This window comes from Shigella sp. SIG3 (genome assembly GCF_053555855.1).
The window spans coordinates 1-24,810 of record NZ_JBQZXE010000050.1 but is presented as its reverse complement, the minus strand read 5'-3'; the positions used below and the strand labels follow the sequence as shown (position 1 = coordinate 24,810).

Below are 24,810 nucleotides of genomic sequence, written 5' to 3'. Positions count from 1 at the left end.
ATTCACGAAATGAATAAGTCCTGCAATTTAATATATATCGCAGGACTTATTTTAATTAATTGCTCAAACGCTGCGGATGGGTATAAACCGTTGCCCGACCCGGTTTACAAAAACCTACCAGTGTCAGATTACAGCGCTCAGCCACTTCTACAGCAAGCGTGGTCGCGGCAGACACCGCAAACAAAATCTCTACGCCGCACATCGCCGACTTTTGCACCATTTCATAACTGGCACGACTGGAAACCAGTACCGCACCTTGCTGCCAGCTTTCCCCTTCTTGTGACCGGCGGCCTAACAGTTTGTCCAGCGCCACATGGCGACCCACGTCTTCATGCCCGCCGACCAGTTCGCCAGATGGCAACATCCAGGCAGCGGCGTGAGTACAACCAGTCAGTTGCCCCACTGGCTGAAAATCGTTGAGATGACGTAATGCATCATCCAGTTTGTTGAGATCAAACGTCTGGGTGAACGGTAGCGGCTGCACCGGTTTTCCGATGTCATTAAGTTGCTCCACGCCGCATACGCCACAGCCCGTACGTCCCGCCAGCGCCCGGCGGCGCTCCTTCAACCCCATAAAGCGGCGGCTGGAAAGCTCAATTTGTACTTCAAGACCATTACAGGAAGGAACGACATCCATGCCGAAGATATCGCGCGGACTTTCTATTATCCCCTCGGAAAGCGAAAAACCGAGCGCAAAGTACTCAAGGTCTTTGGGCGACGCCATCATCACCACATGCGAAATGCCGTTGTAGACCAGCGCAACGGGAACTTCTTCCGCGACCTCATCTAACCGTGGGTGTTGTAAATCATCACGCCGCCATAACTCAATTTGACGAACACCTGTGATATTTGTCACATTTTCGATTTCTTTTCGCTGTGTTTTTTTCACTTTCTCTTAACCAGATAAGAACACACACACCAACATTATGGTATTCTGTTACAAACCCTTCCTAGATGGAGGGAAATTGAGCCAATTCTGGACCTTTGCGGCCCCTTCCGCAAAGAAAAATAACTCCCACTCCCTGCACACGCAGCAAGCGAATGTAAATGGGACGTGACAATGTCGAAACAAGGAGCAATCCATGCAGGTCAGCAGAAGGCAGTTCTTTAAGATCTGCGCTGGCGGTATGGCAGGCACCACGGCAGCGGCACTGGGTTTTGCACCCAGCGTAGCACTCGCGGAAACCCGGCAGTATAAACTGCTGCGCACCCGCGAAACCCGTAATACCTGCACCTATTGTTCCGTAGGCTGTGGGCTGTTGATGTTCAGCCTCGGTGACGGAGCAAAAAACGCCAAAGCATCTATCTTCCATATCGAAGGCGATCCGGATCACCCGGTCAACCGCGGTGCACTTTGTCCGAAAGGCGCTGGCCTGGTGGATTTCATCCACTCCGAAAGCCGTCTGAAGTTTCCGGAATACCGTGCGCCAGGTTCTGATAAATGGCAGCAAATCAGTTGGGAAGAGGCGTTTGATCGCATCGCCAAACTGATGAAAGAAGACCGCGATGCTAACTACATTGCGCAAAACGCCGAAGGCGTGACTGTTAACCGCTGGCTCTCCACCGGGATGCTGTGTGCTTCCGCGTCGAGTAACGAAACCGGCTATTTAACGCAAAAATTCTCCCGCGCGCTGGGTATGCTCGCGGTCGACAACCAGGCGCGTGTCTGACACGGACCAACGGTAGCAAGTCTTGCTCCAACATTTGGTCGCGGTGCGATGACCAACCACTGGGTCGACATCAAGAACGCCAACCTCGTCGTGGTGATGGGCGGTAACGCCGCTGAAGCTCACCCGGTCGGGTTCCGCTGGGCGATGGAAGCCAAAATTCACAACGGCGCGAAGCTGATTGTGATCGATCCTCGCTTTACGCGTACGGCGGCGGTAGCTGACTACTATGCCCCTATTCGTTCCGGTACTGACATTGCTTTCCTGTCAGGCGTATTGCTGTACCTGCTGAACAATGAAAAATTCAACCACGAATACACCGAAGCCTATACCAACGCCAGCCTGATCGTGCGTGAGGATTACGGCTTTGAAGATGGCCTGTTCACCGGCTACGACGCGGAAAAACGCAAGTACGATAAATCCTCCTGGACTTATGAACTGGACGAAAACGGCTTCGCCAAACGCGATACCACGCTGCAACATCCGCGCTGCGTGTGGAACTTGCTGAAACAGCACGTTTCCCGCTACACGCCAGATGTGGTTGAAAACATCTGTGGTACGCCAAAAGACGCGTTCCTGAAAGTCTGCGAATACATCGCAGAAACCAGTGCTCACGATAAAACTGCCTCGTTCCTGTATGCCCTCGGCTGGACGCAACACTCCGTTGGTGCGCAAAACATTCGTACGATGGCGATGATCCAGCTGCTGCTCGGCAATATGGGGATGGCCGGCGGCGGCGTTAACGCCCTGCGCGGTCACTCCAATATTCAGGGGCTGACGGACCTGGGGCTACTGTCGCAGAGTCTGCCAGGTTACATGACGCTGCCAAGCGAGAAGCAGACCGATCTGCAAACCTACCTTACCGCCAACACGCCAAAACCGCTGCTGGAAGGCCAGGTAAACTACTGGGGCAACTACCCGAAATTCTTCGTCTCTATGATGAAGGCCTTCTTTGGTGATAAAGCGACGGCGGAAAATAGCTGGGGCTTTGACTGGTTGCCGAAGTGGGATAAAGGCTACGACGTCCTGCAATACTTCGAGATGATGAAAGAGGGCAAGGTCAATGGCTATATCTGCCAGGGCTTTAACCCTGTTGCCTCATTCCCGAACAAAAACAAAGTGATCGGTTGTCTGTCGAAACTGAAGTTCCTCGTCACCATCGACCCACTGAACACTGAAACCTCTAACTTCTGGCAGAACCACGGTGAGCTGAACGAAGTTGACTCGTCGAAGATCCAGACCGAAGTGTTCCGTCTGCCATCGACCTGCTTCGCAGAAGAGAACGGTTCAATCGTTAACTCAGGTCGCTGGTTGCAGTGGCACTGGAAAGGTGCGGACGCCCCGGGGATTACGCTGACTGACGGTGAGATCCTCTCCGGTATCTTCCTGCGCTTGCGCAAGATGTATGCCGAACAGGGTGGCGCGAACCCGGATCAGGTGCTGAACATGACCTGGAACTACGCCATTCCGCATGAGCCGAAGTCGGAAGAAGTAGCGATGGAGAGCAACGGTAAGGCGCTGGCCGATATTACCGATCCGGCAACCGGTGCGGTTATCGTCAAGAAAGGCCAACAACTTAGCTCGTTCGCCCAATTGCGTGATGACGGTACAACCTCCTGTGGCTGCTGGATTTTCGCCGGTAGCTGGACGCCGGAAGGCAACCAGATGGCGCGTCGTGATAACGCCGATCCGTCTGGCCTCGGTAACACGCTGGGCTGGGCATGGGCATGGCCGCTTAACCGCCGCATTCTGTATAACCGCGCCTCCGCAGATCCGCAGGGTAACCCGTGGGATCCGAAGCGTCAGTTGCTGAAATGGGACGGCACTAAGTGGACCGGCTGGGATATTCCGGACTACAGCGCAGCGCCTCCGGGTAGCGGCGTCGGGCCGTTTATCATGCAGCAGGAAGGCATGGGGCGTCTGTTTGCCCTCGATAAGATGGCGGAAGGTCCGTTCCCGGAACACTACGAGCCGTTTGAAACGCCGCTGGGAACTAACCCGCTGCATCCAAACGTTATCTCGAACCCGGCTGCACGTATCTTTAAAGACGACGCCGAAGCATTGGGTAAAGCCGATAAGTTCCCGTATGTCGGAACCACCTATCGTCTGACCGAGCACTTCCACTACTGGACCAAACACGCGCTGTTGAACGCGATTTTGCAGCCAGAGCAGTTTGTGGAAATCGGGGAGTCGCTGGCGAATAAACTTGGCATTGCCCAGGGCGATACCGTGAAAGTCTCCTCCAACCGTGGCTATATCAAAGCCAAAGCGGTGGTGACCAAACGTATTCGCACGCTGAAAGCGAACGGCAAAGATATCGATACCATCGGTATTCCGATTCACTGGGGCTATGAAGGCGTAGCTAAAAAAGGCTTTATTGCCAATACTTTAACGCCATTCGTTGGTGATGCGAACACGCAGACGCCGGAGTTTAAGTCCTTCCTTGTGAATGTGGAAAAGGTGTAACGGAGACGACATATGGCTTATCAATCTCAAGATATCATTCGTCGTTCCGCGACTAACGGTCTGACCCCCGCGCCTCAGGCGCGGGACTTCCAGGAAGAAGTGGCGAAACTCATCGACGTTACCACCTGTATCGGCTGTAAAGCCTGTCAGGTGGCGTGTTCAGAGTGGAACGACATTCGCGATACCGTCGGCAATAACATTGGGGTGTACGACAACCCCAATGATTTAAGCGCCAAATCGTGGACGGTAATGCGCTTCTCGGAAGTGGAGCAGAACGACAAACTGGAATGGCTGATCCGCAAAGACGGCTGTATGCACTGTTCCGATCCAGGCTGCCTGAAAGCGTGCCCGGCGGAAGGTGCAATTATTCAGTATGCCAACGGTATCGTCGACTTCCAGTCCGAGCAGTGCATTGGCTGCGGTTATTGCATTGCGGGCTGTCCGTTCGACATTCCGCGCCTCAACCCGGAAGACAACCGCGTCTACAAATGTACGCTGTGCGTTGACCGCGTGGTGGTTGGGCAAGAACCAGCCTGCGTGAAGACCTGCCCAACGGGCGCGATTCACTTCGGTACGAAAGAGTCGATGAAAACGCTGGCGAGCGAGCGCGTTGCTGAGCTGAAAACCCGCGGTTACGACAATGCGGGTCTGTACGATCCGGCAGGCGTCGGTGGTACACACGTCATGTACGTGCTGCACCATGCTGACAAGCCAAATCTGTATCATGGCTTGCCGGAGAACCCGGAAATCAGCGAAACCGTGAAATTCTGGAAAGGCATCTGGAAACCGCTCGCGGCTGTTGGCTTTGCGGCTACCTTTGCGGCCAGTATCTTCCACTACGTGGGTGTCGGTCCGAACCGTGCGGATGAGGAAGAGAATAATCTGCACGAAGAGAAAGACGAGGAGCGCAAATGAAACGACGTGACACCATCGTGCGCTACACCGCGCCGGAACGTATCAACCACTGGATCACCGCCTTCTGCTTCATCCTGGCGGCGGTGAGCGGGCTGGGCTTTTTGTTCCCGTCCTTCAACTGGTTGATGCAAATCATGGGCACACCGCAGCTGGCGCGAATTCTGCACCCGTTTGTCGGCGTGGTTATGTTTGCCTCGTTCATCATCATGTTTTTCCGTTACTGGCATCAAAACCTAATCAATCGGGATGATATCTTTTGGGCGAAGAATATTCGTAAGATCGTCGTCAACGAGGAAGTAGGTGACACCGGGCGTTATAACTTCGGTCAGAAATGCGTTTTCTGGGCGGCGATTATTTTCCTGGTTCTGCTGCTGGTGAGCGGCGTGATTATCTGGCGTCCTTATTTTGCGCCTGCTTTCTCAATCCCGGTGATCCGATTCGCGTTAATGCTGCATTCATTTGCCGCAGTGGCGTTAATTGTGGTTATCATGGTGCATATCTACGCCGCCCTTTGGGTGAAAGGCACGATTACCGCCATGGTGGAAGGATGGGTTACCAGCGCCTGGGCGAAGAAACATCACCCGCGCTGGTACCGTGAGGTCCGCAAGACAACGGAAAAGAAAGCTGAATGAGTATTCGCATAATCCCGCAAGATGAGCTGGGTTCGAGCGAGAAACGTACGGCGAATATGATTCCGCCGTTATTGTTCCCTCGGCTCAAGAATTTATACAACCGCCGCGCCGAGCGTCTGCGCGAGCTGGCAGAAAATAATCCGCTGGGTGATTACCTGCGCTTTGCTGCGCTTATCGCCCACGCCCAGGAAGTGGTGCTGTACGACCATCCGCTGGAGATGGATCTGACCGCGCGCATTAAAGAAGCCAGCGCACAGGGCAAGCCCCCGCTGGATATTCACGTTCTGCCGCGTGATAAGCACTGGCAAAAGCTGCTGATGGCGCTAATTGCTGAGCTGAAACCTGAAATGAGCGGCCCGGCGCTGGCAGTGATTGAGAATCTGGAGAAGGCATCGACTCAGGAGCTGGAAGATATGGCCAGCGCGCTGTTTGCCTCTGATTTCTCGTCCGTCAGCAGCGATAAAGCGCCGTTTATCTGGGCTGCGCTGTCGCTCTACTGGGCGCAGATGGCCAATCTGATCCCCGGCAAAGCCCGCGCTGAATACGGCGAACAACGTCAATATTGCCCGGTATGTGGCTCTATGCCGGTGTCCAGCATGGTGCAAATTGGCACCACTCAGGGTCTGCGTTACCTGCACTGCAACCTGTGTGAAACCGAATGGCACGTAGTGCGCGTAAAATGCAGCAACTGCGAGCAGAGCGGCAAACTGCATTACTGGTCGCTGGATGACGAACAGGCCGCGATTAAAGCCGAAAGCTGCGATGACTGCGGCACTTACCTGAAGATTCTTTATCAGGAAAAAGAACCGAAAGTTGAAGCCGTGGCAGATGACCTCGCCTCTCTGGTACTGGACGCGCGAATGGAGCAAGAAGGCTACGCCCGTAGTTCCATTAACCCGTTCCTGTTTCCGGGTGAAGGAGAGTAATCTCTGACGTTTTCCGGGTGGCGCAGGTCGCCCGGATTACAGCTCATAGGGTGTGACGACACCATCTCTCGTATTCCGCGTTACCCATTCAAGATCATGCCGCAATTGTCTGTTTGCCTCGTTCTTCCCTCCAACACATCGATAAGGTTATGGGTATGTCACTGATGACAAGCGTATGATTGCCTGATGCGCTGCGCTTATCAGGCCTACCAATAAACTTCAATATATTGAATTTGCATGACTTTGTAGGCCGGATAAGGCGTTCACGCCGCATCCGGCATGAACAACGCGCACGTTGTCAGCAATCTGATTGACATCATTTTTTCCCATTACCATTCCTCGCGCAGCTTACGCTGATATTCGACACCATCTTCCTCACACCCTTGCCAGATGCCAGGAACACTGGTTCTTGCTGTTTGCGATTGATTTATCAGGTATTGATCTACCGCTTCCCTTAATAGGTCCGCACGAGGAAGATTACGCTGCACCTCGAGATCATCAAGTTGCTTAATCACCTCATTCGATAAATCGAGTAAAATTCTGCCCATATCTATACCTGCCAGAGAGTTCATAAATATCTCGCCAATATCATTTTTGAATCTATGGAGAGAAAAGTACCCTTGCCGAATCTTTAAAGAAAGCTCATTTACGCATCATTTTTTATTTTTGCGAGGCGTTTTCCAGATACGATGTAACAGTTGCAGTTATTATAAGTTCAAGTAAAACAGCCTTGTATTAATACCAGAATAAGGGCATCTGTTTTTTATATTCAAGAATGAAAAATTTTTTTCATTCCTTATGCTCCTTACACTGATCATCAACACCAACTACCTCCCCCTTTTGCCTGCCTCCCTTTGCTTTACGCACCGGAAATTGCTGCCGCTCCAGATATTGCTCAACCGCTTCGCGTAAAATTGCAGATCGTGAAACCTTACGCCAGCCCCGAAGCTTGTTCAGCCGTTTAATTGCCTCTTCTGATAAATGAAGAAAAACCGTATTCATCGCCATTACCACCACCTTACATATATTACTCATTAATGTATGTGCGAAAATTACGCCGAAAAAGCATTTAAAAAAATGCGGATTTTTGCATGTCATTTTGTTTTTGCGAGGCGTTTTCCAGAAATAATAAGAGCGTTGCAGTTGTTTCATTTATTACTCAAAAATGGTTTAGTTATCGCCCAGGATGAGTTATGGGTGCTATGAATATATTATATTCACGGATATTTATTTGCATAATCTGAATGGTGTAGCCGAAAAACGTCAGCATCCTAACAGCACCAGGATTTAAGGTGAAATTAATCTTTCATCACAGACCGGTCAGTACTGCCACCAACCGGTCTTTACTTGCTCATCGTTATAATTTTGTTGGTAACAGTTCGGGAAACAAGGAATTCCTTCCGGAACACCCCCGGCATCATCCGATAGCATTGACGTCAATCATCAGCGCGACGATGAGTTTTTTTAATCGCATCATAGGGTGGCGACGTTCAGCACGATTACGGGTCATAGCAAAACTCCTGAGCAGGCGGCCACTATGCCGCTTTCACTGGAGTTCTGAATACTGGTACTTTCTGTATGGCTTCGCCATGCCCCTCGCGGCTAAGTACCTGCACACATCTCTCTTTGTATGTCATTTTTGCAATGCATTGTCCGAATTCTGATAATCCTAATGAGTTTTACTCGTCAGACTCCCATCCCTACGGTATACGAGTTATATTCATGAATGAAATCGACATTTTTAAAAAACGAATCTTGTAAAACATCAGTGTTGATATTACCTTGCAATCCAACATTGAATTTGTTAGAGACATGAAGAACTCGAATATCAAAAAGGTTTTTTAACATCATTAATTCTTCGGGTGTTAATGAATCGCAACTAAAATATCCCTGTTGATCAAAAAGATTTTCTATTTCTCCACTATCGGCGAGGCGTTTTTCAAGGAGTGTTTGCAACATCGAGTTGCCAAGGACAATGGATATCGTGCGATCTTTCGCAGATTTACACCCCATCACAACGGCAACATTCGTATCCCCCTCAAGAGTTTCATTTATCGCCGTCGCTAAAATGGTGGTCAAACACGCAAACGGAACTGTATTTCTTTCGTGATTTAATTTATCTACCAGTTCATTCCATTTATCAAAAGCCGGGCTATATTTGTTGCGCACAGAAATATCCGACTGGTTAAACAATTCAGCCATGCGATTTTTTATCATCTCGATATCCGGCGAACCAGAAAGACTTTGCGCATAATACGGTCCTGATGATGTTGCATACATTAATGCCAAGCCCACAACTGTCGCCATGATGGGCGCAGCCACGGTTTTGGCAAGGGCGACGCTGCGATGGCTATGCGCTTCACAGGCTAAAGGAACATATTCCACTGACTGCGGTAATTCCTTACATGCCTCCCTCATCATTGCGGTATGCTTTACAAACAACGGTTTTTCACTGCCCAAAAAAACTTTCTGCTTAATTGCACTAAGAAAACGCAAATCAAAAATAATTGTTTTTGGTTTATTATTTTTTGGCACATTTCCTATTATCCCGCTAAGAACCTTCCTTGCTGCATGGAGATTTTTTTGCACAGCACATAACACAATTGATGAAGCCTTCTCCACTGCATTATTGATTTTAATTTTAAAATCCGCATGATATACGTTGACGGGCAATGCAAGTATATCTGGACCTACATCTTTTGCTGAGTATTTATTGGTGATCGACGGACGTGAACCCACGAGAAAACTTAGCTGCAAATTATGCTCTATATTATCAGCTGTTTTTGTGGTGTGGTTAAACATAGAGATGCCACCTTTCATTCTTTCACACATATCCTCAACTTTTTCACTTCGTTCTTGTGGCAATTTGGCTTTAACATTAATTTGATGATTTTTACCCGTGCATTCCTTAACTACAAGGGGAATGTTATCTAAAGTGCCATACAGGCTAATAACGTCACCAGGATTTTTATCATGTAAGTAAGTTTGATTAATACTTGAAGCATTCACAAAGAGGGTCAATATTATAACTGTTTATAACTTCACCTACATCAAGTGTGTAGTGCTTACTCTGGAGACTGCCATCCTTATTTAATTGTATATCAATCAATATATCCCCGGACTTTGTCACCATATCTTTGCCATAAACCATTTGCATAGCCATTTCGAGGAGATTTTTATCTAACTGATTGCGGGCGTTGAGTAAGCGATTACCAAATAATTTATATACTGTTCCCGTCATTGCCAGCGCTGCGCTTTCTGGTACTTTGCGTTTCCACAGTGAGGTTTCTCTATTTTTAAACAGGTCATATTCATTATTACTCGACAAACCATGCTTCAGTTCGTTAACACAATCGCACAGTTGCTCCTCACCTTCCATTTTAAGGCAAAGTGAAAATTGATTTAATGGCGTTTACTTCGGTGATTTATTACTCATTAGTTGTTTTTCTAAATTAACAACAGAATAACTTTCTTGTTTAATGAGATTAATATTGGCAACCATTATAGCCTCCTTCCCACGGTTTAAGAGCAAACATACAACATAATGATTCATAACATACAGAGCAGTAAATGAATGATACTGACAATGTATGCCAGCCCATTATCTTTGCATAATGTTTGTGAGCTATAGATTTTAAAAATATTTATGAAAAAAGTATGGCTCCAGAGGGGGTTTTGACTATCAAAAATCGCTCAAACCTGAACTAAGATGATGAGTTAAGCATTATCTGCAATAATTGCCACTCAGCTCTACAAATAATATTTAAATGCTCCTGAACAGTGATGTAGCAAGACACGTATGGTGCCAACGAAGAATAAAAATTTATAAAGTTCTTATTCAATATAACCGGAATAGTCAGGGACTGATGTAAATGACCGGAATGAATGAGAGAGGCAGCACCGCCCCTCTCCATAAGCTACTCTTCTTCGTTCCCGCCCTCTTCATACGGGCCAAATGGCTTCGCGGGCAGAACGATATACGTGCCTTCAAACACTGCACCCGGCGTCTCGTCGCCAAAGATTTCGACCTGCATCTGCACCCGTGCTTTTCGTCCGCGCGCCAGACGGTCGAGATCGCCGCTTAAGGCACCAAGGTCGGCTACCGCATGGGGTTTACCGCTAATCGGTTTGCTGTAGCGGATATGCGCATCCGCCAGAATAATCGTTCCGCCGAGGTGGCGTTCACGCAGCATCAGCCAGATAAGCCCCCAACCGGTGAGCGTCGCCAGCGAGAATAAACTCCCGGCAAACAGCGTATGGTGCGGATTCTGATTGCCGGTTTCCGGCATGGTGGTGATAAATTTTTGCCCGGTATATTGTTGAATACGCACGCCCATTTTTTCACTAAGCGGGATATGTTCGTACCACGCCTGTTGCAGCTGCGCGCACCAGTCGCCGCGATGCAAAATATCATCCAGAGTGGCGACGGGCTTAATCATCAAAAAATGGCGAATCGGCGTGGTGGTTGGCGTGGTGATTTCTCCCTGATTAACAAACCCCAGCTTGGCGAAAAACTCCACCGCGTCTTCACGGGCGCTACAGGTCACGCGCTTAACGCCTTCCTGACGCGCCACCGACTCCAGGGTCATCGCCATCAGCGTTCCTAACCCTTTGTCCTGCACGTCCGGGTGAACGGCCATAAAGCGAATGGACGCTTCATTGTCGGCATTAATATACAATCGGCCTACCGCCACCAGATTACCCTGCTCGTCGACGACCATCTGGTGATGCGCCATCGCATCCCACGCGTCGCGTTCCGAACCTTTTGGTTGATGCAGGGGCTTACGCAACATTTCCCAGCGAAACTGATAGTAACGCTCTAACTCTTCTTCTGTTTGTGGAACCTGAAGGTGATACATAGCGATACTCTCTCTTGTTTCCCGTGACAACCCTGGAAGCTGGCTCATACCTGCAACCAGAATGTCACGGGGCCATCATTGACCAGCGATACCTGCATATCGGCAGCGAAGCGTCCTGTTTGCGTGTTCATCTCTTGCTGGCGGCAGCGTTCGACGAAATAGTCATATAACGCCTCTGCGCGATCCGGTGATGCGCCTTTGGAGAAACTTGGGCGCATCCCCCGTTCGGTATCTGCGGCGAGGGTAAACTGGGAAACCACCAGTACACTGCCGCCCGCCTGTTGCACGTTGAGATTCATCTTGCCTTCGGCATCGCTAAAGATGCGGTAGCCGAGCACACGCTCGCACAGACGGTTTGCTTTCTGTTCGTCGTCATCCTTTTCGACACCCAATAACACCAAAAGTCCCGCGCCAATTTCGCCCGTCACTTCTCCCTCCACGGTGACGCTGGCACGGGTTACGCGTTGAATTAATGCAATCATGGTTCGTCGTCTTCTTCTTGTTCAGCTGCTTGTTTTAGTTTGCGGTATTCCCCGAGAGTGACAGTAATTTCCGCGCCAAGCAAGACGATACACCATGTCCAGTAGACCCAAACAAAGAGAATGGGGATCACCGCCAGCACACCGTAAATGAGCTGATATGACGGGAACATGGTGATATAAAGCGCGAAACCTTTCTTTCCTGCTTCGAACAGGAGTGCGGCGACAAACGCGCCGACAATCGCGTCGCGGTTAGGTACGCGGATGGTAGGAACAATGCTGTACAGCAACCAGAAGGAGATCCACGACAACAGCAACGGAAAAATACGCAGCACGTTGTCGATGACAGTATTGAGATCGCTCGCCCAGCGCAGGGAGAGCAAATAGGAACTGATCGCCAGACTGGCCCCTGCCAGCAGCGGCCCCAGCGTTAAAATCATCCAGTACACGGCGAACGAGTAAATTTTTGGTCGCGCTCGTTTACTGCGCCAGATGGTATTCAACGCGCTATCGATGGAGTACATCAACAATAACGCGGTGACGATCAGCCCGCACGCCCCAACGGCGGTCATCTTGTTGGAATTAGCAACAAATTGTTCGATATACCGCTGAATAACATCGCCAGTAGCAGGCAGAAAGTTGGCAAAAATAAAGTGACGTAACTGAATGCTGACGTCGGAAAACATGGGAAAAGCGGCGAAAAGCGCAAAAACAACGGCAACCAGCGGCACTAATGAGAGCAACGACACATAGGCAAGGTTACCTGCCAGGGTTGTCATGTTGTCCTCATCAATACGTTGCCAGAGTAGTTTTAGCCAGGCCCATAGTGGACGGGTACGGTGCCTGGCTTTGTCCTGAATGGTTTTTAGCATAACACCTTCGCGAAATAGTCCGGGATGGTGGTTTTATCTTTCACCAGAATACTGGTAATGCCTAGCTGATTAGCTCCTTCTATATTATCGGCGTTATCGTCGAAAAAGACCGTATCGCTGGGTGAAAAACCTTCCGCCTGCAAAACATGCTGGTAAATTCGTGCTTCAGGTTTGCGCATCCCCAGATCTTGCGACAGATAGATATGGTCAGCAGCATCACGAATTTCCGGGTATTCTTCCGGCCAGAAGGTGGTATGCAGGCGGTTGGTATTGGAAAGCACCACCACGCGATGCCCCTGCTCACGCAGTTTATGCATGATGGCGATCACTTCCGGGCGCAGCGCAACAAACACCGCCTGCCAGCCGTGAGAGAACTGCTCGTAGCTTAGCGGTAGAGCCATCTCATGACACAGCGCCTCTGCGAACGCTTCGTCGCTAATTTCCCCACGCTCATGCTGATGAAACGCCTCCCCCATATGAAAACTCTTCTTAAGCGATGCCAGCGGAATACGCGTTAAATCGCTCCAGGCTCCCAGCACACGGTTAAAGTCGATATCGACAATCACATTACCTAAATCAAAGATATAGAGCATTTTTGCCTCCTTTCGCGCCACAAGAAATTAACTGTAGCGGGAAAGGATGGGTTTGGCTATGTGGCAAGGTATGAAGCCAGGTTAACGGTCACAAAAATCTACGCGTCTTCCTGGGGAAGAATGATTTCAATTTGGCTGTCTTGTAAGCGTGATTTTAGCGCAGCGGGCGGCAGCTCGTCGGTAAAGAGCGCAGTGACCTGTGCCACGTTACCAATTTCAACCGCCGCCGAAGCATGATACTTAGTGTGATCGGCGACCAGCAGAATATTTCTCGCGTGCGCCATCATCGTTTTCACCACGTTAGCTTCGTTTACATCAAACTCCATCAACGCGCCATCGCTCTCAATCGCCCCAACGCTTGTTACCAGATAATCAGCACGAAAATCAGCCACAAAGGACGCCGCTGAAGGGCCAATGATCCCGCTATTATGAGAGCGCAACGTACCGCCGGGCACCATCACTTCAAAGCGCGGGTTGTGGTAAAGAATATGCGCCACACGCAGGCTGTTGGTGATTATCCGCAAATGATTATGGTTAAGTAACGCCCGGGCAACATGCTCAACAGTCGTACCAATGGTGATAAATATTGTTGAACCATCAGGAATATAGTCTGCCACCGCTTCGGCAATCGCTTTTTTTTCTCGGTTTGCGAAACCTCACGCTGCTCGAACGCCGTATTAACGACGCTGGAAGCCCGACCCGCGCCACCGTGATGGCGCGTAATCAGGCCTTGCTCGCTTAATTTACGAATATCCCGGCGGACCGTCTGCGTGGAGACATCCAGCAGATTTGCCAGCTCATCAATATTCATATACCCACGCTCGGCGATCAGCATGAGGAGTTGGTCGTGCCGCGGGTTACCGGTTAGTTCGGTAAGGCTCATGAAAATTCCTCGAAAAACCATCACCCTGGCATTTTATACAAAAAGTGACAAAAAAGATCGGGTTTGATCACAGTCAGGGATCCCGGCTCGTCCACCGGGACGTGTGCATTTTAACGCCGCTACACCGCTGGCGAAGCGGACTGACTCCGCTAAATCCCCACTTGTTGCCAGCGCCACCGCCAAAGCGCCGTGAAAAACATCACCCGCACCTGTGGTATCTACCACATCAACTTTGAAGGCCGGTTGATGCTGACGCCCACCATTTTCCAGCCAGTCGCAGCCTGCGCTACCCTGGGTCACATAGACATGACCATTTGTGAGCGTTTGTGCCTGTTTTAGCGCACTGGCCATCTCTTTCACGCCCGTTAAGCGCGCCAGACCCGGTTCTGAAAAGGCCGCGTGATCGCTTAATGCCACCAGCTCACTGATATCCTGCGGCGTAATGTCCCCGTCCAGAACGGTCATCACACCCGCCTGACGGGCCAGGGTGAAGGCTTTTTTAACGCCGTCGTGCCAGCGTACATCTGCCAGCACAACATCCCACTGAGAGAAATCAATTTCCTCCAACCACTCTGCGTCAGGCAGCAGATCCGGGCTGGGGTAGTTAATGATTATCCGCTCGCCTTTGGTATCCACCATGATGGCGGATTGCGAAGATTTCGCCTGGTTATACCGTTTGGTGTAACGGGTGTTAACGCCCCAGGATTCCAGCTCTGCTAGCAGGCTGTTGCCCGCGTCGTCATCACCTACGCGACCAATAAAATCGACCTGCGCCCCCAGCCTTGCCGCCGCAACCGCTGCCGTCGCCGCTGGCCCGCCACCAACTTCCGTATAATTTCTCGCCACGTATTTACCGCTCTCCGTCGGTAACCCTTCCACGTAATAGATGCGATCCATCACGGTTATACCTACACAAGCAACACGAATCATGGTCATTCCTTAAACATTTTGGGATGCGTTCATTTTCATTTCACCAATTGTTTAAAAAGTGACGGCTGTCAATTTTTTGACGATAAATTACAAATGCGATCAAAAACAGACAAGCAAAGCATGCCATAAATGACAAAAAGTGACATCACTGTATTCAGGAGAGGGTTATGGCAGCAATCGCGTTTATCGGTTTAGGACAAATGGGTTCGCCAATGGCGAGCAATTTATTGCAGCAAGGGCATCAACTTCGCGTCTTTGATGTGAACGCCGAAGCTGTGCGGCATCTGGTAGACAAAGGTGCGACTCCCGCCGCCAACCCGGTGCAGGCCGCTAAAGATGCCGAATTTATCATTACCATGTTGCCGAATGGCGATCTGGTGCGCAACGTGTTGTTCGGTGAAAACGGCGTTTGCGAAGGCTTATCTACCGATGCGCTGGTCATTGATATGTCCACCATCCATCCGCTGCAAACCGATAAATTGATTGCCGATATGCAAGCCAAAGGCTTCAGCATGATGGATGTTCCGGTAGGCCGTACTTCTGCAAATGCCATTACCGGTACTCTGTTACTGCTGGCTGGCGGCACCGCTGAACAAGTTGAACGTGCCACACCGATCCTGATGGCGATGGGCAGTGAGTTGATCAACGCTGGCGGTCCGGGCATGGGGATCCGCGTTAAGCTCATCAACAACTACATGAGCATCGCGCTCAATGCGCTTTCGGCAGAAGCCGCCGTTTTGTGCGAAGCCCTGAATCTTCCCTTCGATGTTGCCGTCAAAGTGATGAGCGGTACCGCCGCCGGTAAAGGTCACTTCACCACTTCCTGGCCAAACAAAGTCCTCAGCGGAGATCTTTCTCCCGCCTTCATGATCGATCTTGCCCATAAGGATCTTGGCATCGCCCTTGATGTCGCCAACCAGCTGCATGTGCCAATGCCGCTGGGGGCCGCCTCACGGGAGGTTTATAGCCAGGCGCGCGCATCGGGCGGTTTTGCCATGCTGGCGGTCGATCAGCGCGAAGCCATGCGCATGATGTTTGCCGCGGCTGGGGCACCCGCTCCGGTAGCCGATAGCGTTTTAACTGATTTCAAAGTTAACGCTGCAAAGGCCCTCTCGCCTTATGCCTCGGCGATTCTGGTAGATCAACAATTCTGCTACCGCCAGGTGGTTGAGCAAAACGCGATTGCCAAAAGTTGCGCCATGATTGTCGCCGCCGATGAGTTCATTCCTGGCAACGGTATTCCGGTCGATAGCGTGGTTATTGACCGCAAAATCAATCCGCTACAGATCAAACAAGACGGTGGCAAAGCCTTAAAACTGCTGGTGCTGTGGCGTAGTGATGAAGATGCGCAGCAACGTCTGGATATGGTGAAAGAGTTCAACGGACTGTGCCACTCACACGGTCTGGTAAGCATCATTGAGCCAGTCGTCCGCCCACCGCGTCGTGGCGATAAATTCGATCGCGAACAAGCGGTCATCGATGCCGCCAAAGAGCTGGGCGACAGTGGCGCTGACCTCTACAAAGTTGAAATGCCGCTTTATGGCAAAGGTCCGCAACAAGAGCTTCTCTGTGCTTCACAACGTCTGAATGACCATATCAATATGCCATGGGTGATCCTCTCTTCCAGTGTCGACGAAAAACTGTTCCCGCGTGCCGTACGCGTGGCAATGACGGCGGGCGCATCGGGATTCCTGGCAGGCCGTGCAGTCTGGGCATCGGTCGTCGGTTTACCAGACAACGAGCTGATGCTCCGTGACGTTTGCGCACCGAAATTACAACAACTTGGCGATATCGTCGACGAAATGATGGCTAAACGCCGCTAAGATGAGGATAAAAGGAATGAAATGGTTTAACACCCTAAGCCACAACCGTTGGCTGGAACAGGAAACCGACCGCATCTTTGATTTTGGTAAAAATTCCGTAGTGCCGACTGGTTTTGGCTGGTTAGGCAATAAAGGGCAAATCAAAGAAGAGATGGGCACCCATCTGTGGATCACAGCTCGTATGTTGCACGTTTATTCCGTTGCTGCGGCGATGGGTCGACCTGGCGCTTACGCGTTGGTTGATCACGGTATTAAAGCCATGAACGGCGCACTGCGTGATAAAAAATATGGCGGCTGGTATGCCTGCGTGAATGACGAGGGCGTGGTGGATGCCTCCAAACAGGGCTATCAACACTTCTTTGCTCTGCTGGGTGCCGCCAGCGCCGTCACAACGGGTCACCCGGAAGCGCGCAAGCTGCTCGATTACACCATTGAGATTATCGAGAAATATTTCTGGAGCGAAGAAGAGCAGATGTGCCTGGAATCCTGGGACGAAGCCTTCAGCAAAACCGAAGAGTACCGCGGCGGCAATGCCAATATGCACGCGGTGGAAGCTTTCTTGATTGTTTATGACGTCACTCACGACAAAAAATGGCTGGATCGCGCGATTCGCGTGGCTTCCGTGATTATCCACGACGTCGCCAGAAATAATCATTATCGCGTTAACGAACACTTCGATACCCAGTGGGATCCGCTGCCGGATTACAACAAAGATAACCCGGCGCATCGCTTCCGCGCGTTCGGAGGTACACCAGGCCACTGGATCGAATGGGGCCGTTTAATGCTGCACATCCATGCTGCCCTGGAAGCCCGTTGCGAACAACCACCAGCATGGCTGCTAGAAGATGCCAAAGGTCTGTTTAACGCCACCGTGCGCGATGCCTGGGCACCCGATGGCGCGGACGGGATTGTTTATACCGTTGACTGGGAAGGAAAACCGGTGGTCCGCGAACGTGTACGTTGGCCTATCGTCGAAGCAATGGGTACGGCCTACGCGCTCTACACCGTCACTGGCGATCGCCAGTATGAAACCTGGTATCAAACATGGTGGGAGTACTGCATTAAGTACCTGATGGACTATGAAAATGGTTCCTGGTGGCAGGAGCTGGATGCGGACAATAAGGTCATCACCAAAGTCTGGGACGGCAAACAGGATATTTATCACCTGCTGCATTGCCTGGTGATCCCGCGTATCCCGTTAGCGCCCGGCATGGCTCCAGCGGTTGCAGCGGGTCTGCTGGATATTAATGCGAAATAACTGATCTGAAAATAGGGTGCGGGTTTTCCCCTCACCCTAACCCTCTCCCCAAAGGGGCGAGGGGACCGTCCGGTGCAGTTTTTGGGTTTCACATCAGCCTCACGGGAGGCTGTATGTCGTTAATTAAGGTGCCTTGTATGCAAATCACCAATATGCATTGCAGTGGACAGACCGTTTCACTTGCCGCGGGGGATTATCACGCGACCATTGTGACCGTCGGTGCTGGTCTGGCTGAATTAACCTTTCAGGGTTGTCATTTAGTCATCCCGCACAAACCCGAAGAGATGCCGCTGGCGCATCTGGGTAAAGTGCTTATTCCGTGGCCGAACCGGATCGCCAACGGCTGTTACCGTTATCAGGGGCAGGAATATCAGTTACCCATTAATGAACATAGTTCAAAAGCCGCTATTCACGGGCTGCTTGCCTGGCGAGACTGGCAAATTAGTGAATTAACCACCACCAGCGTTACCCTGACAGCTTTTCTGCCGCCCAGTTACGGCTATCCGTTTATGCTGGCTTCACAAGTTGTTTATTCGCTCAACGCACACACGGGTCTTTCCGTTGAGATCGCAAGCCAGAATATCGGCACTGTCGCAGCGCCTTATGGCGTGGGTATTCATCCTTATTTAACCTGCAACTTAACATCTGTTGATGAATATCTGTTCCAGCTTCCGGCAAACCAGGTTTATGCCGTCGATGAACACGTAAATCCGACAACGCTTCACCACGTTGATGAGCTGGATTTAAATTTCACGCAGGCGAAAAAAATAGCCGCGACAAAAATCGACCACACCTTTAAAACCGCTAATGATTTGTGGGAAATGACCATTACCCATCCACAGCAGGCGCTTTCGGTAAGCCTTTGTTCCGATCAACCCTGGGTGCAGGTTTATAGCGGTGAAAAATTACAGCGTCAGGGACTGGCAGTTGAACCTATGAGTTGCCCGCCTAACGCCTTTAATTCAGGTATCGACTTATTATTACTGGAACCAGGAAAACCGCACCGCCTGTTTTTTAATATTTACGGACAGAGAAAATAACTTGTATTGATTAGCAGTCAAAATCATTGAAGAACATTTCACTCGCTAAAGGCAACATTATGTATCTTCAATTTATTAAGTTAAAAACAGCTCAGCTTCTGTAAAGTTTTTATATATCAGTTTTATGAGAATCATTTTACATAAGCCTGTAATAACAGGAAGGCAACAATCTCGTTCTCAACTCTATGGAGATTAGTTATGGATACGCCACGTCCACAGTTATTAGATTTTCAATTTCATCAGAATAACGACAGTTTTACCCTACATTTTCAACAACGTCTTATTTTAACCCATAGCAAAGATAATCCTTGTTTATGGATTGGCTCAGGTATAGCGGATATCGATATGTTCCGCGGTAATTTCAGCATTAAAGATAAACTACAGGAGAAAATTGCGCTTACCGACGCCATCGTCAGCCAGTCACCGGATGGTTGGTTAATTCATTTCAGCCGTGGTTCTGACATTAGCGCCACGCTGAATATCTCTGCCGACGATCAGGGCCGTTTATTGCTGGAACTACAAAACGACAACCTTAACCACAACCGTATCTGGCTGCGCCTTGCCGCTCAACCAGAGGACCATATCTACGGCTGCGGCGAACAGTTTTCCTACTTCGATCTGCGCGGCAAACCGTTCCCGCTATGGACCAGTGAACAAGGCGTTGGTCGCAACAAACAAACCTATGTCACCTGGCAGGCCGACTGCAAAGAAAATGCGGGCGGCGACTATTACTGGACTTTCTTCCCACAGCCTACGTTTGTCAGCACGCAGAAGTATTACTGCCATGTTGATAACAGTTGCTACATGAACTTCGACTTTAGCGCCCCGGAATACCATGAACTGGCGCTGTGGGAAGACAAAGCTACGCTACGTTTTGAATGTGCTGACACATACATCTCCCTGCTGGAAAAATTAACTGCCCTGCTGGGACGCCAGCCAGAACTGCCCGACTGGATTTATGACGGGGTAACGCTCGGCATTCATGGCGGGACGGAAGTGTGCCAGAAGAAACTGGACACCATGCGTAACGCGGGCGTGAAGGTTAACGGCATCTGGGCGCAGGACTGGTCTGGGATCCGTATAACCTCTTTTGGCAAGCGCGTGATGTGGAACTGGAAGTGGAACAGCGAAAACTACCCGCAACTGGATTCACGCATTAAGCAGTGGAATCAGGAGGGCGTGCAGTTCCTGGCCTATATCAACCCGTATGTTGCCAGCGATAAAGATCTCTGCGAAGAAGCGGCACAACACGGCTATCTAGCAAAAGATGCCTCTGGCGGTGACTATCTGGTGGAGTTTGGCGAGTTTTACGGCGGCGTTGTCGATCTCACTAATCCAGAAGCCTACGCCTGGTTCAAGGAAGTGATCAAAAAGAACATGATTGAACTCGGCTGCGGCGGCTGGATGGCTGACTTCGGCGAGTATCTGCCCACCGACACGTACCTGCATAACGGCGTCAGTGCCGAAATTATGCATAACGCCTAGCCTGCGCTGTGGGCGAAGTGTAACTACGAAGCCCTTGAAGAAACAGGCAAGCTCGGCGAGATCCTCTTCTTTATGCGCGCCGGTTCTACCGGTAGCCAGAAATACTCCACCATGATGTGGGCGGGCGACCAGAACGTGGACTGGAGTCTCGACGATGGCCTGGCGTCCGTAGTCCCGGCGGCGCTGTCGCTGGCAATGACCGGACATGGTCTGCATCACAGCGACATTGGCGGTTACACCACCCTGTTTGAGATGAAGCGCAGCAAAGAGCTGCTGCTGCGCTGGTGCGATTTCAGCGCCTTCACGCCGATGATGCGCACCCACGAAGGTAACCGTCCTGGCGACAACTGGCAGTTTGACGGCGATGCGGAAACTATCGCCCATTTTGCCCGTATGACTACCGTTTTCACCACCCTGAAACCTTATCTGAAAGAGGCCGTCGCGCTGAATGCGAAGTCCGGTCTGCCGGTCATGCGCCCGCTGTTCCTGCATTACGAAGACGATGCACATACCTATTCCCTGAAATATCAGTACCTGTTAGGCCGCGACATTCTGGTCGCTCCGGTACACGAAGAAGGTCGCAGCGACTGGACGCTCTATCTGCCGGAGGATAACTGGGTACATGCCTGGACGGGTGAAGCGTTCCGGGGCGGGGAAGTTACCGTTAATGCGCCCATCGGCAAGCCGCCGGTCTTTTATCGCGCCGATAGCGAATGGGCGGCACTGTTCGCGTCGTTAAACAGCATCTAATCACATCCGCCCGTGGGGAAACTCATGGGCAAAGGGAGAACATCGATGAGTCACATCACAACGGAAGATCCAGCAACTTTACGCCTGCCCTTTAAAGAGAAACTCTCTTACGGTATTGGCGACCTGGCCTCTAACATCCTGCTGGATATCGGTACGCTTTATCTTTTGAAGTTTTATACCGACGTTCTGGGGCTGCCAGGCACCTATGGCGGCATTATCTTTTTGATTTCAAAATTCTTTACTGCGTTTACCGATATGGGTACCGGCATTATGTTGGATTCCCGACGCAAGATCGGTCCAAAAGGTAAGTTCCGTCCTTTTATTCTGTATGCGTCATTCCCGGTCACCTTACTGGCGATCGCCAACTTTGTCGGCACACCGTTTGATGTCACCGGTAAAACGGTGATGGCCACTATTCTGTTTATGCTTTACGGACTGTTTTTCAGCATGATGAACTGCTCCTACGGCGCAATGGTCCCGGCAATCACCAAAAACCCCAACGAACGCGCCTCACTGGCGGCATGGCGTCAGGGCGGCGCTACGCTGGGCCTGCTGCTGTGCACGGTGGGATTCGTGCCAGTTATGAATCTTATCGAAGGTAATCAGAAACTTGGCTATATCTTCGCCGCCACGCTGTTTTCACTGTTCGGCCTGCTGTTTATGTGGATCTGCTACTCAGGCGTGAAAGAGCGTTATGTCGAAACCCAACCAACCAATCCGGCGCAAAAGCCTGGCCTGTTGCAATCTTTCCGCGCAATTGCCGGTAACCGCCCACTGTTCATTCTGTGTATTGCCAACCTCTGCACCTTAGGGGCGTTTAACGTCAAGCTCGCCATTCAGGTCTATTACACCCAGTACGTACTTAACGATCCCATCCTGTTGTCGTATATGGGATTTTTCAGCATGGGCTGTATTTTCATCGGCGTGTTCCTGATGCCTGGCGCAGTCAGACGTTTTGGTAAGAAGAAGGTCTATATCGGCGGCCTGCTGATTTGGGTGCTGGGCGATCTGCTCAACTATTTCTTCGGCGGCGGCTCGGTCAGCTTTGTGGCGTTCTCCTGCCTGGCGTTCTTCGGCTCAGCGTTTGTTAACAGCCTGAACTGGGCGCTGGTTTCCGACACCGTCGAGTACGGCGAGTGGCGCACCGGCGTGCGTTCGGAAGGCACGGTCTACACCGGCTTCACCTTCTTTCGCAAAGTGTCTCAGGCGCTGGCTGGTTTCTTCCCCGGCTGGATGCTGACGCAAATTGGCTATGTGCCGAACGTCGCACAGGCTGACCACACCATTGAAGGGTTACGCCAGTTGATCTTCATCTACCCAAGCGCACTGGCGGTAGTCACCATTGTGGCGATGGGTTGCTTCTACAGCCTGAACGAGAAGATGTATGTCCGCATTGTGGAAGAGATAGAAGCCCGTAAACGCACGGCGTAATAATAATAAACGACGCCCTGCGGGGCGTTATAAGGAGTGATTATGTCTGACCATAATCCACTGACATTAAAACTGAATCTGCGGGAAAAAATCGCCTATGGTATGGGCGACGTCGGTTCGAATTTAATGCTCTGCATCGGTACTCTGTATCTCCTCAAACTTTATACCGATGAATTAGGGATGCCTGCTTACTATGGCGGGATTATCTTTCTGGTCGCGAAGTTTTTTACCGCGTTTACCGATATGCTCACCGGATTTTTACTCGACTCGCGGAAAAATATTGGGCCTAAAGGCAAATTTCGTCCCTTTATTTTATATGCAGCAGTTCCGGCGGCGTTAATTGCAACGCTCCAGTTTATCGCCACCACCTTTTGTTTGCCGGTTAAAACGACGATTGCCACCGCGCTGTTTATGATGTTTGGACTTTCATACAGTCTGATGAACTGCTCGTATGGTGCGATGATCCCGGCAATTACCAAAAACCCGAATGAGCGCGCGCAGCTCGCGGCTTACCGCCAGGGTGGTGCAACCATAGGGCTATTGATTTGTACCGTGGCGTTTATTCCGTTGCAGTCGCTTTTTTCTGACTCAACCGTCGGTTATGCCTGTGCGGCACTTATGTTCTCCATTGGCGGCTTTATTTTTATGATGCTGTGCTACAGAGGCGTCAAAGAGCATTATGTGGACACAGCGCCAACCGGACATAAAGCCAGTATTCTCAAATCTTTTTGCGCGATATTTCGTAATCCACCATTGCTGGTTTTATGCATTGCTAACCTGTGTACTCTGGCGGCATTTAATATCAAACTGGCGATTCAGGTCTATTACACCCAGTATGTGCTGAATGATATTAATTTATTGTCGTGGATGGGATTCTTCAGTATGGGATGCATCCTCGTCGGCGTATTACTGGTGCCAGTAACTGTAAAATGTTTTGGTAAAAAACAGGTTTATTTAGCTGGCATGGTGCTATGGGCGGTGGGTGATATACTGAATTATTTCTGGGGAAGTAACTCTTTCACTTTCGTCATGTTCTCTTGTGTCGCCTTTTTTGGCACGGCCTTTGTAAACAGCCTGAACTGGGCACTGGTACCAGATACCGTAGATTACGGTGAATGGAAAACCGGTATTCGTGCCGAAGGTTCTGTTTATACCGGTTATACCTTCTTTCGTAAAATTTCTGCCGCACTTGCTGGCTTCTTGCCAGGCATTATGCTGACGCAAATTGGTTATGTTCCCAACATCGCGCAAAGCGATGCGACATTACAGGGTTTGCGTCAGCTCATTTTTATCTGGCCTTGTGCACTGGCAATTATTGCTGCATTGACGATGGGATTCTTTTACACACTCAATGAAAAACGGTTTGCATTGATTATTGAGGAAATCAACCAACGAAAAAATAAAGAGATGGCGACAGAAAAAAAAACGGCTTCCGTAACGTTATAAATGTCAATAGCCGCTATTTCCATCCTGGTGGGTGGCGGCCTCCCTACGTTTAAAAAATGGACTTATTATGAAAAAGATTAATGCAATAATTTTATTATCTTCTCTGACCTCTGCCTCGGTATTTGCTGGCGCATACGTCGAAAACAGGGAGGCATATAATCTTGCCTCCGATCAGGGCGAGGTTATGCTACGTGTGGGTTATAACTTCGATATGGGCGCGGGTATTATGTTAACCAATACCTACACCTTTCAGCGAGAAGATGAACTAAAACATGGCTATAATGAAATTGAAGGTTGGTATCCTTTATTCAAACCAACCGATAAATTAACCATCCAGCCCGGTGGCTTAATTAAT

The 24,810-nt window shown here is 50.3% G+C and carries 18 protein-coding genes and 4 pseudogenes; 12 read left to right on the top strand and 10 right to left on the bottom strand.

What is annotated here, in order from left to right; translation table 11 throughout:
* Positions 1-55: 55 nt before the first annotated feature.
* Positions 56-889: a formate dehydrogenase accessory sulfurtransferase FdhD gene (gene fdhD / locus ACUU1I_RS11150; protein WP_000753617.1), complete on the bottom strand. Its 834-nt coding sequence runs from the start codon at positions 887-889 to the stop codon at positions 56-58.
* 193 nt (positions 890-1,082) lie between these two features.
* Here fdhD and fdnG point away from each other — a divergent pair, with 193 nt between their 5' ends.
* The 4 genes from fdnG to fdhE are packed head-to-tail and all read left to right on the top strand — an operon-like array spanning position 1,083 to position 6,606.
* A complete protein-coding gene (gene fdnG / locus ACUU1I_RS11145; RefSeq protein WP_134800013.1) occupies positions 1,083-4,133 on the top strand; it encodes a formate dehydrogenase-N subunit alpha in 3,051 nt (1,016 codons plus the stop codon).
* Between the two features lie 12 nt (positions 4,134-4,145).
* The gene (fdoH, locus tag ACUU1I_RS11140; protein WP_000331377.1) at positions 4,146-5,048 is read left to right on the top strand and encodes a formate dehydrogenase O subunit beta; all 903 of its coding nucleotides are present in this window, start codon (positions 4,146-4,148) and stop codon (positions 5,046-5,048) included.
* A complete protein-coding gene (gene fdoI, locus ACUU1I_RS11135; RefSeq protein ID WP_000829017.1) occupies positions 5,045-5,680 on the top strand; it encodes a formate dehydrogenase cytochrome b556 subunit in 636 nt (211 codons plus the stop codon). The genes fdoH and fdoI overlap by 4 nt, the downstream gene beginning before the upstream one ends.
* Positions 5,677-6,606 (top strand): formate dehydrogenase accessory protein FdhE, encoded by a 930-nt coding sequence (gene fdhE, locus ACUU1I_RS11130; protein WP_000027742.1) that lies wholly within the window; start codon positions 5,677-5,679, stop codon positions 6,604-6,606. The genes fdoI and fdhE overlap by 4 nt, the downstream gene beginning before the upstream one ends.
* Before the next feature lie 329 nt (positions 6,607-6,935).
* Here fdhE and yiiF read toward each other — a convergent pair whose 3' ends face one another.
* From yiiF to yihV, 9 genes and pseudogenes are all read right to left on the bottom strand, one after another.
* Positions 6,936-7,178 (bottom strand): protein YiiF, encoded by a 243-nt coding sequence (gene yiiF / locus ACUU1I_RS11125; RefSeq protein ID WP_001086388.1) that lies wholly within the window; start codon positions 7,176-7,178, stop codon positions 6,936-6,938.
* A gap of 217 nt (positions 7,179-7,395) precedes the next feature.
* Positions 7,396-7,614, bottom strand: coding sequence for a ribbon-helix-helix domain-containing protein (locus ACUU1I_RS11120; protein ID WP_001295676.1), 219 nt, complete (start codon positions 7,612-7,614; stop codon positions 7,396-7,398).
* Positions 7,615-9,219: 1,605 nt separating this feature from the next.
* A pseudogene (locus tag ACUU1I_RS11115) lies at positions 9,220-10,108 on the bottom strand (hypothetical protein); the annotation flags it as partial.
* Between the two features lie 415 nt (positions 10,109-10,523).
* A complete protein-coding gene (gene fabY / locus ACUU1I_RS11110) occupies positions 10,524-11,465 on the bottom strand; it encodes a fatty acid biosynthesis protein FabY (protein ID WP_005071557.1) in 942 nt (313 codons plus the stop codon).
* Between the two features lie 44 nt (positions 11,466-11,509).
* Positions 11,510-11,947, bottom strand: a complete 438-nt coding sequence (gene dtd / locus ACUU1I_RS11105) for a D-aminoacyl-tRNA deacylase (RefSeq protein ID WP_000560983.1) — start codon at positions 11,945-11,947, stop codon at positions 11,510-11,512.
* Positions 11,944-12,816: a virulence factor BrkB family protein gene (locus ACUU1I_RS11100; RefSeq protein WP_000920762.1), complete on the bottom strand. Its 873-nt coding sequence runs from the start codon at positions 12,814-12,816 to the stop codon at positions 11,944-11,946. Before ACUU1I_RS11100 ends, dtd begins: the two co-directional genes overlap by 4 nt.
* Positions 12,810-13,409, bottom strand: a complete 600-nt coding sequence (gene yihX, locus ACUU1I_RS11095) for a glucose-1-phosphatase (RefSeq protein ID WP_001295269.1) — start codon at positions 13,407-13,409, stop codon at positions 12,810-12,812. Before yihX ends, ACUU1I_RS11100 begins: the two co-directional genes overlap by 7 nt.
* A gap of 98 nt (positions 13,410-13,507) precedes the next feature.
* Positions 13,508-14,292: pseudogene (locus tag ACUU1I_RS11090) on the bottom strand (DeoR/GlpR family DNA-binding transcription regulator).
* 33 nt (positions 14,293-14,325) lie between these two features.
* Entirely contained in the window at positions 14,326-15,222 is an 897-nt protein-coding gene (yihV, locus tag ACUU1I_RS11085; RefSeq protein ID WP_000621634.1) for a sulfofructose kinase, read from the bottom strand.
* Between the two features lie 167 nt (positions 15,223-15,389).
* Between yihV and yihU the strand changes: the two are divergent.
* From yihU to ACUU1I_RS11045, 8 genes and pseudogenes are all read left to right on the top strand, one after another.
* A pseudogene (gene yihU / locus ACUU1I_RS11080) lies at positions 15,390-16,208 on the top strand (sulfolactaldehyde 3-reductase); the annotation flags it as partial.
* Between the two features lie 9 nt (positions 16,209-16,217).
* Positions 16,218-17,045, top strand: a complete 828-nt coding sequence (gene yihT, locus ACUU1I_RS11075; protein WP_024260656.1) for a sulfofructosephosphate aldolase — start codon at positions 16,218-16,220, stop codon at positions 17,043-17,045.
* A gap of 16 nt (positions 17,046-17,061) precedes the next feature.
* The gene (gene yihS / locus ACUU1I_RS11070; protein ID WP_000870900.1) at positions 17,062-18,303 is read left to right on the top strand and encodes a sulfoquinovose isomerase; all 1,242 of its coding nucleotides are present in this window, start codon (positions 17,062-17,064) and stop codon (positions 18,301-18,303) included.
* 137 nt (positions 18,304-18,440) lie between these two features.
* Positions 18,441-19,343 (top strand): aldose-1-epimerase, encoded by a 903-nt coding sequence (locus ACUU1I_RS11065; protein ID WP_005052848.1) that lies wholly within the window; start codon positions 18,441-18,443, stop codon positions 19,341-19,343.
* 198 nt (positions 19,344-19,541) lie between these two features.
* Positions 19,542-21,578 (top strand): annotated as a pseudogene (gene yihQ / locus ACUU1I_RS11060) (sulfoquinovosidase).
* 45 nt (positions 21,579-21,623) lie between these two features.
* A complete protein-coding gene (locus ACUU1I_RS11055; RefSeq protein ID WP_000018376.1) occupies positions 21,624-23,009 on the top strand; it encodes an MFS transporter in 1,386 nt (461 codons plus the stop codon).
* A 42-nt stretch (positions 23,010-23,051) separates the two neighbouring features.
* Positions 23,052-24,455: an MFS transporter gene (locus ACUU1I_RS11050; protein WP_005071573.1), complete on the top strand. Its 1,404-nt coding sequence runs from the start codon at positions 23,052-23,054 to the stop codon at positions 24,453-24,455.
* 67 nt (positions 24,456-24,522) lie between these two features.
* Positions 24,523-24,810 (top strand): oligogalacturonate-specific porin KdgM family protein (locus ACUU1I_RS11045; protein WP_032157184.1); only part of this gene is annotated, 288 nt, incomplete at its 3' end.

What these genes read in the sequence shown, in the direction of transcription:
- fdoH (WP_000331377.1), top strand. Translation starts at nt 4,146, where the DNA reads ATGGCTTATCAATCTCAAGATATCATTCGTCGTTCCGCGACTAACGGT.
- fdoI (WP_000829017.1), top strand. Translation starts at nt 5,045, where the DNA reads ATGAAACGACGTGACACCATCGTGCGCTACACCGCGCCGGAACGTATC.
- fdhE (WP_000027742.1), top strand. Translation starts at nt 5,677, where the DNA reads ATGAGTATTCGCATAATCCCGCAAGATGAGCTGGGTTCGAGCGAGAAA.
- yiiF (WP_001086388.1), bottom strand. Translation starts at nt 7,178, where the DNA reads ATGAACTCTCTGGCAGGTATAGATATGGGCAGAATTTTACTCGATTTA.
- ACUU1I_RS11120 (WP_001295676.1), bottom strand. Translation starts at nt 7,614, where the DNA reads ATGGCGATGAATACGGTTTTTCTTCATTTATCAGAAGAGGCAATTAAA.
- fabY (WP_005071557.1), bottom strand. Translation starts at nt 11,465, where the DNA reads ATGTATCACCTTCAGGTTCCACAAACAGAAGAAGAGTTAGAGCGTTAC.
- dtd (WP_000560983.1), bottom strand. Translation starts at nt 11,947, where the DNA reads ATGATTGCATTAATTCAACGCGTAACCCGTGCCAGCGTCACCGTGGAG.
- ACUU1I_RS11100 (WP_000920762.1), bottom strand. Translation starts at nt 12,816, where the DNA reads ATGCTAAAAACCATTCAGGACAAAGCCAGGCACCGTACCCGTCCACTA.
- yihX (WP_001295269.1), bottom strand. Translation starts at nt 13,409, where the DNA reads ATGCTCTATATCTTTGATTTAGGTAATGTGATTGTCGATATCGACTTT.
- yihV (WP_000621634.1), bottom strand. Translation starts at nt 15,222, where the DNA reads ATGATTCGTGTTGCTTGTGTAGGTATAACCGTGATGGATCGCATCTAT.
- yihT (WP_024260656.1), top strand. Translation starts at nt 16,218, where the DNA reads ATGCTGGCGGTCGATCAGCGCGAAGCCATGCGCATGATGTTTGCCGCG.
- yihS (WP_000870900.1), top strand. Translation starts at nt 17,062, where the DNA reads ATGAAATGGTTTAACACCCTAAGCCACAACCGTTGGCTGGAACAGGAA.
- ACUU1I_RS11065 (WP_005052848.1), top strand. Translation starts at nt 18,441, where the DNA reads ATGCAAATCACCAATATGCATTGCAGTGGACAGACCGTTTCACTTGCC.
- ACUU1I_RS11055 (WP_000018376.1), top strand. Translation starts at nt 21,624, where the DNA reads ATGAGTCACATCACAACGGAAGATCCAGCAACTTTACGCCTGCCCTTT.
- ACUU1I_RS11050 (WP_005071573.1), top strand. Translation starts at nt 23,052, where the DNA reads ATGTCTGACCATAATCCACTGACATTAAAACTGAATCTGCGGGAAAAA.